Source organism: Sphingomonas suaedae, assembly GCF_007833215.1.
GTDB classification, from domain to species: Bacteria; Pseudomonadota; Alphaproteobacteria; order Sphingomonadales; family Sphingomonadaceae; genus Sphingomonas; species Sphingomonas suaedae.
This window is the reverse complement of the sequence record NZ_CP042239.1, coordinates 1,806,774-1,822,880: the sequence shown is the minus strand read 5'-3', so window position 1 is coordinate 1,822,880 and position 16,107 is coordinate 1,806,774. Positions and strand designations below refer to the sequence as shown.

Genomic DNA, 16,107 nt, shown 5'->3' with positions numbered 1-16,107 from the left:
TGCACGAGATCCCAGCTTTCGCTGGATGACGAAGGACCAGAATGAACGACACCCTGACCCCCAAAGCCATCGTCGCCGCGCTCGACGCCCATATCATCGGCCAGCGCGACGCCAAGCGCGCCGTCGCGGTCGCACTGCGCAACCGCTGGCGCCGTCAGCAGCTCAGCGCCGACCTGCGCGACGAGGTGACGCCCAAGAATATCCTGATGATCGGCCCGACCGGCTGCGGCAAGACCGAGATCAGCCGCCGCCTCGCGAAGCTCGCCGACGCCCCATTCGTCAAGATCGAGGCGACCAAGTTCACCGAGGTCGGTTATGTTGGCCGCGATGTCGAACAGATCGCCCGCGACCTGGTCGAGGAGGCGATCCGCCTCGAAAAGGAACGCCGCCGCAATGCGGTGAAGGACAAGGCCGAGGCTGCGGCGATGACCCGTCTGCTCGACGCGCTGACCGGCAAGGATGCCTCGCAAGCCACCCGCGAGGCGTTCCGCGAACGGCTGAACGCCGGGCATCTCGACAATACGGAGATCGAGATCGAGATCGAGGCGTCGGGCGGTATGCCGTTCGAAATCCCCGGCGCCGGGCCGCAGATGATCAATCTGGGCGAGATGATGAAGGGGCTTGGCGGCCCGCAATTGAAGCGCCGCAAGATGAACGTCCACGCCGCCTGGGCCAAGCTGGTCGAGGAAGAGGCCGACAAGCGCCTCGATCAGGACGATGTCGCCCGCGTCGCGCTGGCCGATGCCGAGGCGAACGGCATCGTCTTCCTCGACGAGATCGACAAGATCGCCGTCAGCGACGTGCGCGGCGGCAGCGTCAGCCGCGAGGGCGTCCAGCGCGACCTGCTCCCGCTGATCGAGGGGACGACGGTCGCCACCAAATACGGCCCGATGAAGACCGACCACATCCTGTTCATCGCGTCCGGCGCCTTCCATGTCGCCAAGCCCAGCGATCTGCTGCCCGAACTCCAGGGCCGCCTGCCGATCCGCGTCGAGCTCAAGGGGCTGACCGAGGATGATTTCGTCGCGATCCTCTCGGACACCAAGGCGTCGCTGCCCGAACAATATCGCGCGCTGATCGGCACCGAGGGGGTGGACGTCAGCTTCACCGACGACGCGATCCGCGCGATCGCCCGGATTGCGGCGGAGGTGAACGGCCAGGTCGAGAATATCGGCGCCCGCCGTCTCCAGACGGTGATGGAAAAGCTGCTCGAGGAAGTCAGCTTCGATGCCGAGGATCGCGCAGGATCGGCACTGGTGGTCGATGCCGCCTATGTCGATCGTCAGCTCGCCGACATCGCCCGCAATACCGATCTCAGCCGCTACGTGCTGTGATCTTCGCTGCGGACGGTGAGGGTCAGCGTCCGCAGACGATCCGGAAGGCTGGGTCCTTCGCCGGATTGGCGATCTTCTGGCGCGGGCGCTTGCCGACGGGAAACACGCGCTCGCGGACCAGCTTGCTCTTGGCGAACAGCCGCTGTGCGCGCAGCTCCGTAACCCCGGCCTTGCAGTCCATCGCGACGATGCCGATGATCGTCCCTTCCATACCGAGCGCGGTGGTGCGGGTGCGGAACACGCGCCACTTGCCCTCCTGCCGAATGCCTGCCGTGTCGATCGCCAGCGTCGCATTGGCGCCGCCGGGAACCTGTTTCCAGCTCTGCGCGGCGGCGGGCGTCGTCAGCAGGACGAGGGCGGCGAACGCCGCCCTCACAGTCCGGCCCCGCCGATCACTCGGGTTTTCACCTGGCTGTCGAAGCCGGCGATCAGCGGACGGCCCTTGGCGATCGCCGCCTGGACTGCGGGCAGCTTGAGCGATGCTGCATGGCTCTCCGCACTGTCCCAGACCTCGGTGATCCAGATCGCATCGTCCTCTTCGGCGTCTTCCGCGACGATATAGGCCCGGCAGCCCGGCATTGCCGCCGTACCGTCGAGCAGGATCGCGATCAGGTCTCCCCGCTTGCCCGGCTGGGCCCGCATCTTGCCGATCAGTCCGAACATCGCCATTTTTCCGAAAGCACGGGCAGGCACCGATCCGAGCATGGCGATCGCCACGCCTCCGGCCAGCGCCTGCCTGCGCGCGACCATCAGGCCGCGAGTTTCCGCAGCACGTACTGAAGGATGCCGCCGTTGAGGAAATAGTCCAGTTCGTTGACGGTATCGATCCGGCAGCGGGTCTGGAACGTCTCGGTCGAGCCGTCGGCGCGGGTCAGCTTGACCGTCACGTCCTGGCGGGGACGCAACTGCGACACGCCGGTGATGGTGAAGGTCTCGTCGCCCTTCAGCCCCAGCGTCTCGCGCGTCACGCCCTCGGCGAACTGAAGCGGAAGCACGCCCATGCCGACCAGGTTCGAGCGGTGGATGCGCTCGAAGCTCTCGACGATCACCGCGCGCACGCCGAGCAGGTTGGTGCCCTTCGCCGCCCAGTCGCGCGACGAACCGGTGCCATATTCCTTGCCGCCGATGACGACCAGCGGGGTGCCGTCCGCCTTGTGGCGCATCGCCGCGTCATAGATCGGCATGACTTCGCCTTCATAGCTGGTCATGCCGCCCTCGACGCCGTCCAGCATCTGGTTCTTGATGCGGATATTGGCGAAGGTGCCGCGCATCATCACCTCGTGATGGCCGCGGCGCGCGCCGTAGCTGTTGAAGTCGGCCTTGCTGACCTGATGCTCCATCAGCCACTTGCCGGCCGGGCTGTCGGCCTTGATCGAGCCGGCGGGCGAGATGTGATCGGTGGTGATCGAATCGCCAAAGATCGCCAGCGGCTTCGCCTCGATGATGTCGGCGACCGGCGCCGGGGTCATCGTCAGCCCTTCGAAATAGGGCGGGTTGGCGACATAGGTCGATCCGGCGCGCCAGCTATAGGTGGCCGACCCGGTGACGTCGATCGCCTGCCAACGCGCGTCGCCGGTAAACACCGTCGAATAGCGCGACACGAACATGTCGCGGCTGATCGCGCCATCGATCACCGAGCGCACCTCTTCGTTCGAGGGCCAGATGTCCTTGAGGTACACGTCCTGACCGTCGCTGCCGGTGCCGATCGGCGTGGCGACGAAGTCCTGCGTCACCGTGCCCTTGAGCGCATAGGCGACGACCAGCGGGGGGCTGGCCAGGAAGTTGGCACGCACGTCGGGCGACACGCGCCCTTCGAAGTTGCGGTTGCCCGAAAGGACGCTGGCGGCGACGATGTCGTTGCCGTTGATCGCCTTGCTGATCGGTTCGGCCAGCGGGCCGGAGTTGCCGATGCAGGTGGTGCAGCCATAGCCGACCAGGTTGAAGCCGACCTGGTTGAGGTAATCCTGAAGGCCCGCCTTCTCCAGATAGTCGGTCACGACCTGCGAGCCCGGCGCGAGCGAGGTCTTGACCCACGGCTTGGGCTTCAGCCCCTTTTCGACCGCCTTCTTGGCGACGAGGCCGGCGGCGACGAGCACATCGGGGTTCGAGGTGTTGGTGCAGCTGGTGATCGCGGCGATAACGACATCGCCGTCGCCGATGTCATGGTCACGTCCCTCGACCGCGACGCGGACCGGCTCGTCCTTCTTGTAGAGCTTGCTGAGATCGGCGTTGAACACGTCGTCGACGCTGGACAGGCGCACCTTGTCCTGCGGGCGCTTGGGACCGGCGAGCGACGGCTCGACCGTGTCGAGGTCGAGTTCGAGGACGTCGGTGAACACCGGGTCGACCGACGGATCGATCCAGAAGCCCTGCGCCTTGGCATAGGCCTCGACCAGCGCGACATTCTCGTCGCTGCGGCCGGTGAGGCGCATGTAATCGAGCGTCTTGTCGTCGATGCCGAAGAAGCCGCAGGTCGCGCCATATTCGGGCGCCATGTTGGCGAGCGTCGCGCGGTCGGCGAGGCTGAGCGAGGCGAGGCCCGGGCCGAAATATTCGACGAAGCGGCCGACCACGCCCTTGGCGCGCAGCATCTGGGTGCAGGTCAGCACCAGATCGGTGGCGGTGATGCCTTCGCGCAGCTTGCCGGTGAACTTGAAGCCGATGACTTCGGGAATGAGCATCGAGACCGGCTGCCCGAGCATCGCGGCCTCCGCCTCGATCCCGCCGACGCCCCAGCCGAGCACGCCGAGGCCGTTGACCATCGTGGTGTGGCTGTCGGTGCCGACGCAGGTGTCGGGATAGGCGATCATCTCGCCGTTCGAATCCGCCGACGACCAGACCGCCTGCGCGATATTTTCGAGGTTCACCTGGTGGCAGATGCCGGTGCCGGGAGGGACGACCTTGAAATTGTCGAGCGACTTGCTGCCCCATTTGAGGAAGTCGTAGCGCTCCATGTTGCGCTGATATTCAAGCTCGACATTGTCCTCAAACGCCTTTGGCGTGCCGAATTCGTCGACCATCACCGAGTGATCGATGACGAGGTGAACGGGGACCTGCGGGTTGATCTTGTCCGCGTCGGCGCCAAGCGCGTTCATCGCGTCGCGCATCGCGGCGAGATCGACGACGCAGGGAACGCCGGTGAAATCCTGCATCAGCACGCGCGCGGGGCGATACTGGATCTCGCGCTCGGGCGAATGCGGGTTCTTCTGCCAGTCGACGATCGCCTGCGCGTCCTCGGTGCTGACGGTCACGCCGTCCTCGAAGCGCAGCATGTTCTCCAGCAGCACCTTCATGCTGAAGGGGAGGCGGCTGACGTCGCCGAGCTTCTCGGCCGCTTTGGCGAAGCTGTAATAGGCATAGTTCTTGCCGCCGACGGTGAGCGTGTCGCGCGTCCCGAGGCTGTCCTGGCCGATGGCTGTCATGTGCGGGTCCCTTTCCCTGTCTGGTACGACCGGGCGTCACGGGGAGGCGGCGGGATGCCGCACGAGCGCGCCGGTGTGCGAATGCGAAGAGTCGCGTGGCCGATAGCAAGGGAATGGGGGTTGGGGAAGGGGAGGGAGACGATGGAAGGCGCCGGGAATTTTACCCGGTCTCAAGCGCAAATGGCTCCGAAACAAAAATGGCGGCCCTCAGGCCGCCATGAATGTGCTTCGATGCGCGAACAGCTTACGGGCTGGTCGGCTCGTCGTCGCTGTCGACGGCGACATAGATGCCCAGGCCGACCGCGATCACTGCGAACACGATCAGGAACGGAAACCCGCCAGCCTGCTGGTTCGACTTGCCGACGGGCGTGCCGACGCGCGCCTGCGAGGCGCCCGAAACCGAGAGCTTGGCAGCAGACTGGCTAGCCAGTGCGGGCGCGGTCGCCAGCGAAGCGGCGGCAACGGTCATCATCAACTTGGCGAGACGCATTCAGCTTCCCCTTTCGATTGGGTGATTCAATATGCCACGCCAATGCCATCACATCGCTGCGGTGACAAGTATTTGTTGCGTTTGCGAAGGGTTTTGGAGATGGCGCGTGACAAGCGCGGGACGAGCGGAATAAGGGTTACAGGCAAAACCTTGTGGCTCAGCGCGGGCGAACAGAGCCGCAAACTCGCAATTTCGGCGCGGAAACCCCGGACTAGTTGACCTGCGCGCGCCGACTTGGCGGGGACCCGCCGGGGTCAGAGCGTTGCCCATCCATCGGCATCGACAAATGCCTCCGGCCGGTCCCAATGCCGCGTGGCAGCGGAATCCCGGGCGTTGACCCGGACGCTGCGCGGGGCCGGAGGGACGCGCGGTGCAGATCCGGCCTGGCCGACATTGAACTGGCTGGCCTGGGCGGCCAGGGTCCCCACTTCGTTGGTCAGGCTGCGTGCGGCCGCGGATGTTTCCTCGACCATCGCGGCGTTTTGCTGGGTCGCCTGGTCCATCGCACCGATCGCTCCGCTGATTTCGGTGATGGCGCTGGCCTGGGCCTCATTGGCGCTGGCCATCTCGGCGAGCAGGACATGCACTTCGCCCACATCGTCGGAAATGTCGGCGAAGGCGACATCCACCTTTTGCACCATTTCAACCGCCGCGCCGATGTCGCTCTGCGTCGCGGTCAGCTGATCGCGTGCGCGACCGGCTTCTTCCTCCGCGCGCATCGCGAGTGCGGAGACGAGATCGGCGACGACGGCAAAGCCGCGACCTGCCTCTCCCGCCCGCCCGGCTTCAACTGCGGCGTTCATCGCCAGGACGCGGGTCTGAAAGGCGATCTTGTCCAGCCCTTCGATCACTGAATCGATTCCCTTGGCGCTGTCCGACACGCGAGTCATCGCCTGGACGGCTTCGCCCGTCGTGACACGACCCGTGGCGATGCTCTGGATCGCGCCATCGGCACGGGTGACGGTGCGCTCGGCAGCCCCGGCAGTCGACTTCAGTCGCCCTTCGATCTGGGATACCGCTGCGCTGGTCTGTTCGAGGCTCGCGGCATTGGCTTCCGTGCGGCGAGCCAGGTCTTCTGATGCCTGCGCGATCTCGGTCGAGCCGGTGGTGATCGCCGATGTGCTTTCCATCACGGATCCGATCAGGCCGCGAAGCGAGGTCAGCGCAGCATTGAAATTGTTCTTGAGTTCGACATAAGCGGGCGGGAAGTCGGCGTGGATGTCGGCGGTGAAATCGCCCCGCGTGAGCGAGTCGAGACTCGACCGCAACGTGGCGACAACTGCGGCCTGCTCGGCGGCGCTTTCGATCTGGGCCTTGGCGGTGTCGCGGAAGGTGAACATCGCGCGGGTCATGCGGCCCACGCAATCCTGATAGTCGGTATAGGCGATCGGGCTGTCGAGATCGCCGGCGGCCAGCGCCTCCATGCGCACGACGGTGTTGACATAGGGGTCGCAGATCGCGGTGCGGAAGCGGAGGCTGAGACCGCCGGCAAGCGCGGCGATCACGGTATTGGTCGCGGCCGCAACCCAATCGCCGCGAACGAGCGCGATCAGTGCGCTGAGCGCGATCAGCCCGACCAGAATTCCGAACGCGACCGCCGTCTTCTTGCGGATCGGCGCTTCGGCCTCGAACCAGTGCATCATCGTGTACATCCTTGCGTCATGGGCCGCGCAAATTTGCGCGCGTTGCAATTTTTATAGAGAGCGGACGCCGGGGCCGTACGGGGCGGAGGGGACGAGCATACCCATTTTACGAAAGTGGCCTGTGGCTTGCAGGGGAAATGATTGCAGATCAATAAGTTGCGTGAAGGGGGTAAAATTCGGACTTAGTAATATTCGGTGCTGCGCAGTTAACGGATTGTTCCCCATATTTGCAGCATTGGGGCCATATCGGGCGGAGGGATTTTTCTGCGTTCCTTCCGCGCCGCGCATCCCCTAACGCTGCCGCCATGACCTATATTGCAAAAATCCTCCTGCTGGGCTCCGGTGAACTGGGTCGTGAATTCGTCATCTCGGCCAAGCGGCTGGGGGCGCAGGTAATCGCGTGCGACGCCTACCCGAACGCGCCGGCGATGCAGGTGGCGGACGGGCATGAGGTGTTTTCGATGCTCGATGCCGCCGCGCTGCGCGTCGCGATCGATCGACACAGGCCCGATCTTGTGGTGCCCGAAATCGAGGCGATTCGAACCGAGATATTGGCGGAGGTCGAGGCGCTGGGCGTGACGGTCGTGCCGTCCGCGCGTGCGACGATGATGACGATGAACCGCGATGCGATCCGCGAGGTTGCGGCGGTCGAGCTGGGGCTGCGCACCTCGCGCTATCTTTATGCCGAGAGTCTGGAAGAGGTGCGCGCGGGAGCGGATCACACGGGTTTGCCGTGCGTCATCAAGCCGGTGATGTCCTCATCCGGCAAGGGGCAGACGACCGTGCGCGAGGCGTCGGGTCTTGAGGCCGCATGGGACTATGCTGTCGCCAATATGCGTGGCGATCGGCGGCGGGTGATTGTCGAGGAATTTGTCGATTTCGATTACGAGATCACGCTGCTGACCGTGCGGACGCGCACTGGAGTGATTTTTTGCCCGCCGATCGGCCACCGGCAGGAGCGGGGCGACTATCGGGAAAGCTGGCAGCCTGCGGCGATGACCCCGGCGGCGATCGCGGCAGCGCAGGATATGGCGCGCAAGGTGGTCGATGATCTGGGCGGCTATGGGCTGTTCGGGGTCGAGTTCTTCGTAAAGGGCGAGGAGGTGATCTTCTCCGAGCTGTCACCGCGACCGCACGACACCGGGATGGTCACGTTGATTTCGCAAAATCTGACAGAGTTCGATCTGCACGCGCGCGCGATCCTGGGGCTGCCGGTGCCCGAACCGGTGCTGCGCGGGCCGTCGGCGTCGGCGGTGATCCTCGCCGATCGGGACAGCGAGGCGCCGGGCTATGAAGGGCTGGCCGAGGCGCTGGCCGTGCCGGGCGGCGAGGTCGATGTGCGGATTTTCGCCAAGCCGACGACGCGCCCCTATCGGCGGATGGGGGTCGCGCTGGCGCTGGCCGGAGACACCGACGCCGCTCGGCGGATCGCGGCCGAAGCGGCGGGGAAGGTTCGGATCGTCTATCGCTGAAGGCGGGCGCGGTCAGGCTTCTGCCGCCACCGCCTTCTTCTTGCGCCGGAGCTTCGGACTGCCCGATTGCAGCACCCCGCGGCGGAACAGCCGCGCGGCGATGGTCACGGTGATGATGACCCACATCGCTTGCCAGGCGAGCGCGAGGATATGTCGCCACAATTCGGGCGAGTTTGCCGCGCGCGCCGCCATCGCGAAGGGCGAGCTGAACGGGAACAGCTCTGCTGCGGTTGCGACCCAGCTGTCCGGGCTGGCGGCGGCAGCGGAGGCGAAGCCGAACATTGCGACCTGAAAGATGGTGATCGGCAGCGACATCATCTGCAACTCGCGCTGCGTGCTCGCCTGCGCGCCGAGCCCCAGGAACACCGCGCCGAGCAACATATAGGCCATGACGAAATAGGCGAGGAACAGCAGGACATAGGCGGACGTGCCCACCGCCGGGCCGACATCGGCAAAGGCGACCGCGAGCTTGCCGGGCAGGAACGCGCCGACATTGACCACCACTGTTCCCCAGAACAACAGGAACAGCAGCGCGACGCCGAACATGCCGAGCAGCTTGCCGAAGAACACGCTTTCCAGCGGCACCGCGGCGGCGAGGATTTCGATGACTTTGTTGGACCGCTCCTCCGCCATCGTGCCGACCACCTGCCCTGCGAGCATCAGCGAGACGATGAACAGCGCGAAGACGGTGAAGAACGCCGCCTGGCCCTGACCGCTGACCGATGTGCCAGTGCGCGCGATCGCGATCTTGGTCGGTTCGACGAGCGGGGCGGACGTGCCCGCGCGTTCGGCGCGCAATATCTGTTCGGCGACCTGAGCGAGATAGTCCGCGGTGTGCGCGCCGGTGCCGCTGTAGAGAATCTGAGGTTTTTCGAGGCTGCCATAGAGGACTGCCGAGGCCTCGATATCCTTGCGACCGAACAGCGCGCGCGCCTGTTGCGCGGGGTTGCTGCCCGGCGCCTCGACGATCAGCATCGGGGGACGCTCGCTGGTGCGATAGATGCGGCGCAGGTCGCGGTCGATCGCAATGGCTGAGGCAGCGCGTGGTCCGCTGGCCAGGATCACCATCCGCGCCTTGTCATCGCCGCTCTTGGCCATGGTCGCGGCACCCAGGCCGCCGATCGTGCCAAAGGCAAGCATCATCAGCGGCGCCAGCAGGAACAGCAGGAACGTCGGCGTGAACACCGTCGCGACGAAGTCGCGGCGGGCGATGGTCATGGTCTGACGGGTCAGTCTGGCAAAGTTGCTCATGCGTCCGCCGCCTGCTGAAGGGCCTGTTCGCCGACGATCCGCACGAACACGTCGTGGAGCGAGGGGCGCTCGATCGAGAGCCCCGAAATGCCGTATCCGGCGTCGATCAGCTTGACCAGCAACGTCTCGATCCCCTCATCGGGCATGGTGAAGCGCCATCCGCCGCCGCCATCGGGCGTGGCGTCGGCGGGCAGCAGCGCGGCGATGCCGTCGGCGGGGTGATGCGGTACATAATGCGCCTTGTGCGGCATGGTCGCGCGCGCATCGGCCATGCTGCCCTCGAACCGCACCTTGCCCCCCGCGATGATCGTCAACCGGTCGCACAATCGCTCGGCATGGGCCATGACGTGCGTCGAAAACAGGATCGTTGCACCGCGATCGCGCTCGGCCAGAATCAGCTTTTCCAGCCGCTCCTGATTGACCGGGTCGAGCCCCGAAAAGGGTTCGTCGAGGACGAGCAGGTCGGGCTGGTGGACGACCGAGCCGAGCAGCTGGACGAGTTGCGCCATCCCCTTTGAGAGTTTGCGAATCTTGAGGTCGGTGGCGTGGCCCAGACCCGCCGCCTCCATCAGTTCGGCGGCGCGCTTGCGCCCCGTTTTCCAGTCCAGCCCGCGCAGTGCGCCCATGAAGGCGATCGCCTGGGTCGCCTTCATGCTGGGATACAGGCCGCGTTCCTCCGGGAGATAGCCGACCCGGTCGCTCACGTCGCGCGGCGAATCGTTGCCGAGCAGCGTGCGCTCGCCCTCGTCCGGCTCGATAATGCCGAGCAGCATCCGCAAGGTCGTCGTCTTGCCCGCGCCATTGGGGCCGAGCACGCCATAGATCATGCCGGTCGGGACCGCGATGTCCACGCCATCGACGACGCGCCGGTCGCCGAAGCGTTTGACGAGGCCGGAGGCGGTGACCGCCAGATCTGTACGCAACATCTATCCCCTCGCTTGGCTTCTCGTGGTAGCGGGCGGTGATGCGCGAAGGCAAGTCACCAGTAGTGTTTTCAGCTTCGCTGAAGCGGCACCGGCCCGCTCCCCCACCCGGCCACCCAACGCCAGTATCCTATGGGTGGCCGGGTGGGGTAGCGGGCCGGTGCCCCGCGGGGCAGCCATGCTGACCCGTCCAATCGAAGGCCGAATTCGCGATAAAGCGGCGGAACTGGGGTTTGCCGCGTGCGGCTTCGCGCGTGCCGACGCGGCGCCGCTGGCGGGAAAGCGGCTGCGCGAATGGCTCGCCGAGGGGCGTCATGGCGACATGATCTGGATGGAGGAGCGCGCGCACCATCGCGAGAGTCCCGCTGGCCTCTGGCCCGAAGTGCGCAGCGTGATCGCGCTGGGGATGAGCTATGCGCCCGCGCTCGATCCGCTCGCACTTGCCGAGGCGGCGGGGAAGGGGCGCATCTCGGTCTATGCGCAGGGCGCCGACTATCACGATGTAGTCAAGAAGGCGCTCAAGGCGCTCGGTCGCTGGCTGGCGCAGGAAGCGGGCTGCGATCTCAAGGTGTTCGTCGACACCGCGCCGGTGATGGAAAAGCCGCTGGCGGAGGCGGCGGGGCTGGGGTGGCAGGGCAAGCACACCAATCTGGTGAGCCGCGACCATGGCAGCTGGCTGTTCCTGGGTGCGATCTACACGACGCTGGAGCTGGTCCCCGACCATGCCGGACGCGATCTGTGCGGATCGTGCGACGCGTGCCAGCGCGCCTGCCCGACCGACGCATTTCCCTCGCCCTACACGCTCGATGCGCGGCGCTGCATCTCCTACCTGACGATCGAGCATAAGGGGCCGATTCCCGAGGAATTTCGCGAAGGGATCGGCAACCGCATCTATGGCTGCGATGATTGCCTGGCGGTCTGTCCCTGGAACAAGTTCGCACAGGCCGCCGCCGCCAACCGCGCCTTTTCCCCGCGCGCCGAACTGACCGCGCCCGACCTTGCCGACCTCCTCGCGCTCGACGATGCCGGGTTTCGACAGGTGTTTTCCGGCTCCCCGATCAAGCGGATCGGGCGCAACCGCATGGTCCGCAATTGCCTGATCGCGGCGGGGAACAGCGGTGACGCCCGGCTGATCGCGCCGGTCGCGGCGCTGGCGGACGACCCCGATCCGGTGATACGGGAGGCAGCGGACTGGGCGCTTGCGCGGCTCGGCGGATAGGGAGGCAAGGATGCGCCTGTTTCAACTGCTGCTCGCCGCGCTCTGGCTGGTGCTGGCGACCTATACCGGCATCGTCATCGCGCGGCATGGGATCGACCTGTTACCGATCTTTTTCGGAGACGTGGCGCGGGTCGCCTGGCCGGGTCAGTTCAACCTCGACTTTCTGTGCTTCCTTGTGCTCTCCGCCCTGTGGACCGCCTGGCGCAACGGCTTCTCGACGGGCGGGCTGGCGCTGGCGCTGGCGCTGGTGGCGTTCTTCGGCGGCGCCGGCTTCCTGCTGCCCTATCTGCTGTGGCTCACCCTTGCAGAACGCGGTGACATGCGGCGCGTTCTGCTGGGGACGCGCGCCTAGCGTCCCGAGCGACTTGCCTTCAGCGCCGCTGCGCAGCTTGCCTGGTCGATCGGCGCGCCGTTGCGCTGGCGGGTTTCGGCGAAGGTCACCACCGGGTCGCCCCGCCCGGATTTGGGCGGGTAGAGATAGGCGTCGAGCACGCAGATCGGTCCGCCGAACTGCAACTTGCGCGCGCTGCCTTCACTGACGTCCAGGATCGGCCGGCCGAATTGTGCGATCAGCGCATTGGCGCTCGCACCCATGACGGTGGTGAGCGCCGCCATCCCCGGCTGCGGTACTGGCGCGGGCGCGGCGCGGCCGGGCGACGGAACGACGCCGCCGGCGCCACAGGCGGACAACAGGACAAGGGCGGCAACGGCCGCATACGCTTTCACTTGGTCTTTCTCCGATGGAACAGATGCGTCGCCATCGCCGCACCGACGATCGGCGCGATCAGGTTGACGAACGGGATGAAGAACAGCCCGGTCCCTGCCGCCCCGGTTGCGAAGCGGGTCACGCGGGTGGTGTCGCGCCAGTGACGTACGTCGCGCGCGGGCATGTGCCGTACCGCCACCATATCGCCAAGGTCCCGCCCCAGCAGCCAGCTGTTGACCAGGAAAAAGGCGATCGGCGTGCCGATGCCGGTTACGAGCAGCAACAGATAGACGGGCGAAAAGACGATATTGGCCAGCACTGCGCGGCCGGCGGACTTGAGTCCCATCGCTGCCGATCGCGCGAAGCTGAGGTCGCGCGCGGTAGAAAAACGCTCGGGATAATGTTTCGCCTCGACCGCATGGACCACCTCGTCCGCGAATATCCCGATCACCGCGATGGCGACGACGCGAAACAATAGCCAAGCGCCAAGCAGCGCGATCAGGATGGCGGTCGCGGCGGCAAGGCTGGCCATGCTCTCGCTCGCCGCGAAAGTGTGCGCGACGAGATACTGGACCCCGAACCACAATGCTGCGCCCAGCGCCGCGAAGAGTGCGAGGGTGACCAGCATCGATTTGAGGAACACCGCGACGATCCGCTTGTCGCCGAGCTGGCCGATCGAAAGGAGCAACGCCTGGATCATCGCATCCTGCTTGCGGCGAACCCGTTGCGCAAGTCAACGCAGGTTGCGCCGGACTGCGCCCTCCGATAGGCGCGCGGCAACCATTTTCGGAGAATGCACGCGTGACAGCACCCACCCATGACGTCGTCGCCATCGGCAACGCGATCGTCGACATCCTCGCCCAGGCCGAAGACAGCTTCATCGAGGAGATTGGCGTCGCCAAGGGATCGATGCAGCTGATGTTTTCGCCCGAAGAGGCCGACGCGCTTTATGCCAAGATGGGACCGGGGCGCGAGGTTTCGGGTGGTTCGGCGGCGAACACAGTCGCTGGCATGGCCGCGCTGGGCAGCCGTTGCGCGTTCATCGGCCAGGTCGCCGACGATCAGCTGGGCCAGGTGTTCGGTCACGATCTGCGCGCGTCGGGTGTCGCCTTCGATACCGCCGTTCGCGAAGGCCAGCCGACCACCGCGCGCTGTCTCATCTTTGTCACCCCGGACGGCCAGCGGACGATGAACACCTTTCTCGGCGCATCGCAGTTCCTGCCCGAAGCCGCGCTCGATCGCGACCTGATCGCGGGCGGCGCAATCCTGTATCTCGAAGGCTATCTGTGGGACCCCGAAGAACCCCGCCAGGCGATGCGTGCGGCGATCGACATCGCGCGTGACGCGGGCCGCAAGGTCGCCTTTACGCTGTCGGACGTGTTCTGCATCAGCCGCCATGGCGACGATTTCCGCGCGCTGATCGCAGAGGGGCTGGTCGATATCCTGTTCGCCAACGAAAACGAGCTGCTCGCACTGGCGGAGGTCGAGGATTTCGAGGCGGCGGTGGAGAAGATCGCGGCGCAGGTGCCGACTTTAGTCGTGACCCGCAGCGAAAAGGGCGCGATCGCGCTTCAGGATGGTGCGCGCGTCGCAGTGGCGGCGGAGCCGATCGAGAAGGTGGTCGACACGACCGGCGCGGGCGACCTGTTCGCCGCTGGTTTCCTCCACGGCCAGGCGCAGGGCTGGGACGTGGCACGCTCGCTCAAGCTGGGCGCGGTATGCGCGGCGGAGATCATCTCGCATTATGGCGCACGGCCAGAGGCGAACCTCAAGGAACTGGCCGCCGAAAAGGTCGGCTGAACGACCGCCGGGCGTTCGAAGTGTCTGTTCCCCGGCGAAGGCCGGGGTCCAGGATCGAATGAGTTGAGGCGGCAGCATCGAGCCTTGAGTGCGCCGCGGCTGGACCCCGGCCTTCGCCGGGGAACGCTCTTTATCGAGGTTGCTGAAATACAAAAAAGGGCCGGGCGAACCCGGCCCTTTTGCTTTGCGCTTTCGTCGGCTTACTCCGCCGGTTCGTCGAGTAGTTCACGCGGGGTTTCGCGGCCATGGTCCTTGCCCGCAGCACGATGGCCCTGCGCCAGCTTGAACACCACGCCTGACAGCAGGGCGAGCGCAAGCAGGTTGGGCAGCGCCATCGCCGCGTTGGAAATATCGCCGAGCCGCCAGATCAGTTCCAGATCGACCGTGCTGGCGACGAAGATCACCACGCACCACAGCAGGCGCCAGGCGATGTGCAGCACCTTCTCGCCACGCGCGGTCGCGCCGGGGACCTGATCGTAGATGAACGTAATCGCCCGCTCGCCATAATAGCTCCAGGTGAGCAGCGTGGTGAACACGAACAGCAGCAGCGCGACCGACGCGACCAGCGTGCCGAGCGGAATCCCCGCGATGAGGAACGGGAAGGCCGCCGCGAACGCGCCCGAGGTCATCGCAAAGCCGTTGAGGTCCGACTGCCAGGCATGGTCCACCGCCGCGCCAGCATGGGTGAAGTCGCCTTGAACGGTCAGCAGCACCAACGCGGTCATCGTGCAGATCACGATCGTGTCGATGAACGTACCCATCATCGCGAACCGGCCCTGCAATGCCGGATCGTTGGTCCGCGCGACCGCGTGCGCGATCGGGGTCGAACCCTGGCCCGCTTCGTTCGAGAACAGCCCGCGTGCCACGCCCGCCCGGATCGCGAGGATCACAGCCGCGCCGACGAACCCGCCCGAAGCCGCCTGCGCGTTGAAGGCGCCGGCAAAGATGCGTCCGAAGGTTTCGGGCAGGTCGGCGGCGTTCATCACCAGCGCGATGACCGCGAGCACGATATAGGTCAGCGCCATCACCGGCACGACCTTCTCCGCCACCGCGCCGATCGCCTTGATCCCGCCGATGATGACAACGAACACCGCGACCGCGGCGATCAGCCCGCCGATCCATTCCTCCATGCCGGTCAGCTCGGTCACCGAATCGGCGAAGCTGTTCGCCTGGATGCCGTTGCCCGTGACCAGCGCGGAGAACAGCGTGCCGAGGCAGAAGATCGTCGCCAGCCATTTCCATTTCGGCCCCAGGCCGTGGGAGATGTAGCTCATCGGCCCGCCGCGATAGGTGCCGTCCTCGGCCTGTTCGCGGAAGCGGATCGACAGCGCGCCCTCGGCAAAGGCGAGCGCCATGCCGATCAGCGCCGTGATCCACATCCAGAAGATCGCGCCGGGGCCGCCAAGGGTGATCGCGGTCGCGACGCCCGCAAGGTTGCCGGTGCCGACCTGGCCCGAGAGCGCGGTGGACAGCGCGGCAAAGGGCGAGATCTCTCCCGCGCCGCCGCTCGATTTCTTGAACAGGCCCCCCAGCGCCGAGCCCAGCTTGACGATCGGGTAGAAGCGCAGTCCGATCATCAGATACAGGCCGACGCCGAACAGGATCAGCACCATGGGGGGGAGCGGCAACACCGCTTCGCCATTCCAGCTTCCGCCCCAGATGAAGTCCGAAACATTGGTCACATGGTCGATCAGTCCGACCGTGGCCTGCGCATCCTCTGCTGCCGCCGACATGCAATCCCCCTGAAAATCCCCGAATTGCCGAACGCTAGCGCAGTGGGGGGCAGGCGCAAGGCCTTTGCAGCAAAACGGGGCCGGAAGCATGTGCTCCCGGCCCCGCTATCGTGC

15 protein-coding genes are annotated in these 16,107 nt (G+C 65.9%); 5 read left to right on the top strand and 10 right to left on the bottom strand.

Annotation, left to right across the window (positions count from 1 at the left end):
* Positions 1-41: 41 nt before the first annotated feature.
* Positions 42-1,334, top strand: coding sequence for an ATP-dependent protease ATPase subunit HslU (gene hslU, locus FPZ54_RS08760; protein WP_145846479.1), 1,293 nt, complete (start codon positions 42-44; stop codon positions 1,332-1,334).
* A gap of 22 nt (positions 1,335-1,356) precedes the next feature.
* Here hslU and FPZ54_RS08755 read toward each other — a convergent pair whose 3' ends face one another.
* From FPZ54_RS08755 to FPZ54_RS08735, 5 genes are all read right to left on the bottom strand, one after another.
* On the bottom strand, positions 1,357-1,710 hold the full coding sequence (locus FPZ54_RS08755) for a hypothetical protein (protein ID WP_145846478.1): 354 nt from the start codon (positions 1,708-1,710) through the stop codon (positions 1,357-1,359).
* Complete coding sequence (locus FPZ54_RS08750) at positions 1,707-2,084, bottom strand: putative quinol monooxygenase (RefSeq protein ID WP_222428360.1); 378 nt, start codon at positions 2,082-2,084, stop codon at positions 1,707-1,709. Before FPZ54_RS08750 ends, FPZ54_RS08755 begins: the two co-directional genes overlap by 4 nt.
* Positions 2,084-4,756, bottom strand: a complete 2,673-nt coding sequence (acnA, locus tag FPZ54_RS08745) for an aconitate hydratase AcnA (protein WP_145846477.1) — start codon at positions 4,754-4,756, stop codon at positions 2,084-2,086. The genes FPZ54_RS08750 and acnA overlap by 1 nt, the downstream gene beginning before the upstream one ends.
* Before the next feature lie 244 nt (positions 4,757-5,000).
* A complete protein-coding gene (locus FPZ54_RS08740) occupies positions 5,001-5,246 on the bottom strand; it encodes a hypothetical protein (RefSeq protein WP_145846475.1) in 246 nt (81 codons plus the stop codon).
* 254 nt (positions 5,247-5,500) lie between these two features.
* A complete protein-coding gene (locus tag FPZ54_RS08735) occupies positions 5,501-6,889 on the bottom strand; it encodes a methyl-accepting chemotaxis protein (protein WP_338419561.1) in 1,389 nt (462 codons plus the stop codon).
* A 305-nt stretch (positions 6,890-7,194) separates the two neighbouring features.
* On the opposite strand from FPZ54_RS08735, the gene purT reads away from it, so the two are divergent.
* Positions 7,195-8,361 carry a formate-dependent phosphoribosylglycinamide formyltransferase gene (gene purT / locus FPZ54_RS08730; RefSeq protein ID WP_145846474.1) on the top strand — a complete coding sequence of 389 codons (1,167 nt, stop codon included), beginning with the start codon at positions 7,195-7,197 and terminating at the stop codon, positions 8,359-8,361.
* A 12-nt stretch (positions 8,362-8,373) separates the two neighbouring features.
* Here purT and FPZ54_RS08725 read toward each other — a convergent pair whose 3' ends face one another.
* Together FPZ54_RS08725 and FPZ54_RS08720 are read right to left on the bottom strand one after the other, a co-directional pair.
* Positions 8,374-9,612 (bottom strand): ABC transporter permease, encoded by a 1,239-nt coding sequence (locus FPZ54_RS08725; protein WP_145846473.1) that lies wholly within the window; start codon positions 9,610-9,612, stop codon positions 8,374-8,376.
* On the bottom strand, positions 9,609-10,538 hold the full coding sequence (locus tag FPZ54_RS08720) for an ABC transporter ATP-binding protein (RefSeq protein WP_145846471.1): 930 nt from the start codon (positions 10,536-10,538) through the stop codon (positions 9,609-9,611). The genes FPZ54_RS08725 and FPZ54_RS08720 overlap by 4 nt, the downstream gene beginning before the upstream one ends.
* Positions 10,539-10,713: 175 nt before the next feature.
* Here FPZ54_RS08720 and queG point away from each other — a divergent pair, with 175 nt between their 5' ends.
* Together queG and FPZ54_RS08710 are read left to right on the top strand one after the other, a co-directional pair.
* Positions 10,714-11,754, top strand: coding sequence for a tRNA epoxyqueuosine(34) reductase QueG (queG, locus tag FPZ54_RS08715; protein ID WP_145846469.1), 1,041 nt, complete (start codon positions 10,714-10,716; stop codon positions 11,752-11,754).
* A gap of 10 nt (positions 11,755-11,764) precedes the next feature.
* Positions 11,765-12,106 (top strand): hypothetical protein, encoded by a 342-nt coding sequence (locus FPZ54_RS08710; RefSeq protein ID WP_145846468.1) that lies wholly within the window; start codon positions 11,765-11,767, stop codon positions 12,104-12,106.
* On the opposite strand, the gene FPZ54_RS08705 is transcribed toward FPZ54_RS08710, so the two are convergent.
* Entirely contained in the window at positions 12,103-12,480 is a 378-nt protein-coding gene (locus tag FPZ54_RS08705) for a hypothetical protein (protein WP_145846466.1), read from the bottom strand. The genes FPZ54_RS08710 and FPZ54_RS08705 overlap by 4 nt on opposite strands.
* Positions 12,477-13,160, bottom strand: coding sequence for an EI24 domain-containing protein (locus tag FPZ54_RS08700; RefSeq protein WP_145846465.1), 684 nt, complete (start codon positions 13,158-13,160; stop codon positions 12,477-12,479). The genes FPZ54_RS08705 and FPZ54_RS08700 overlap by 4 nt, the downstream gene beginning before the upstream one ends.
* Before the next feature lie 101 nt (positions 13,161-13,261).
* Here FPZ54_RS08700 and FPZ54_RS08695 point away from each other — a divergent pair, with 101 nt between their 5' ends.
* Positions 13,262-14,260 carry an adenosine kinase gene (locus FPZ54_RS08695; RefSeq protein ID WP_145846463.1) on the top strand — a complete coding sequence of 333 codons (999 nt, stop codon included), beginning with the start codon at positions 13,262-13,264 and terminating at the stop codon, positions 14,258-14,260.
* A gap of 200 nt (positions 14,261-14,460) precedes the next feature.
* On the opposite strand, the gene FPZ54_RS08690 is transcribed toward FPZ54_RS08695, so the two are convergent.
* Positions 14,461-15,993, bottom strand: coding sequence for an alanine/glycine:cation symporter family protein (locus FPZ54_RS08690; RefSeq protein ID WP_145846461.1), 1,533 nt, complete (start codon positions 15,991-15,993; stop codon positions 14,461-14,463).
* Positions 15,994-16,107: the final 114 nt, after the last annotated feature.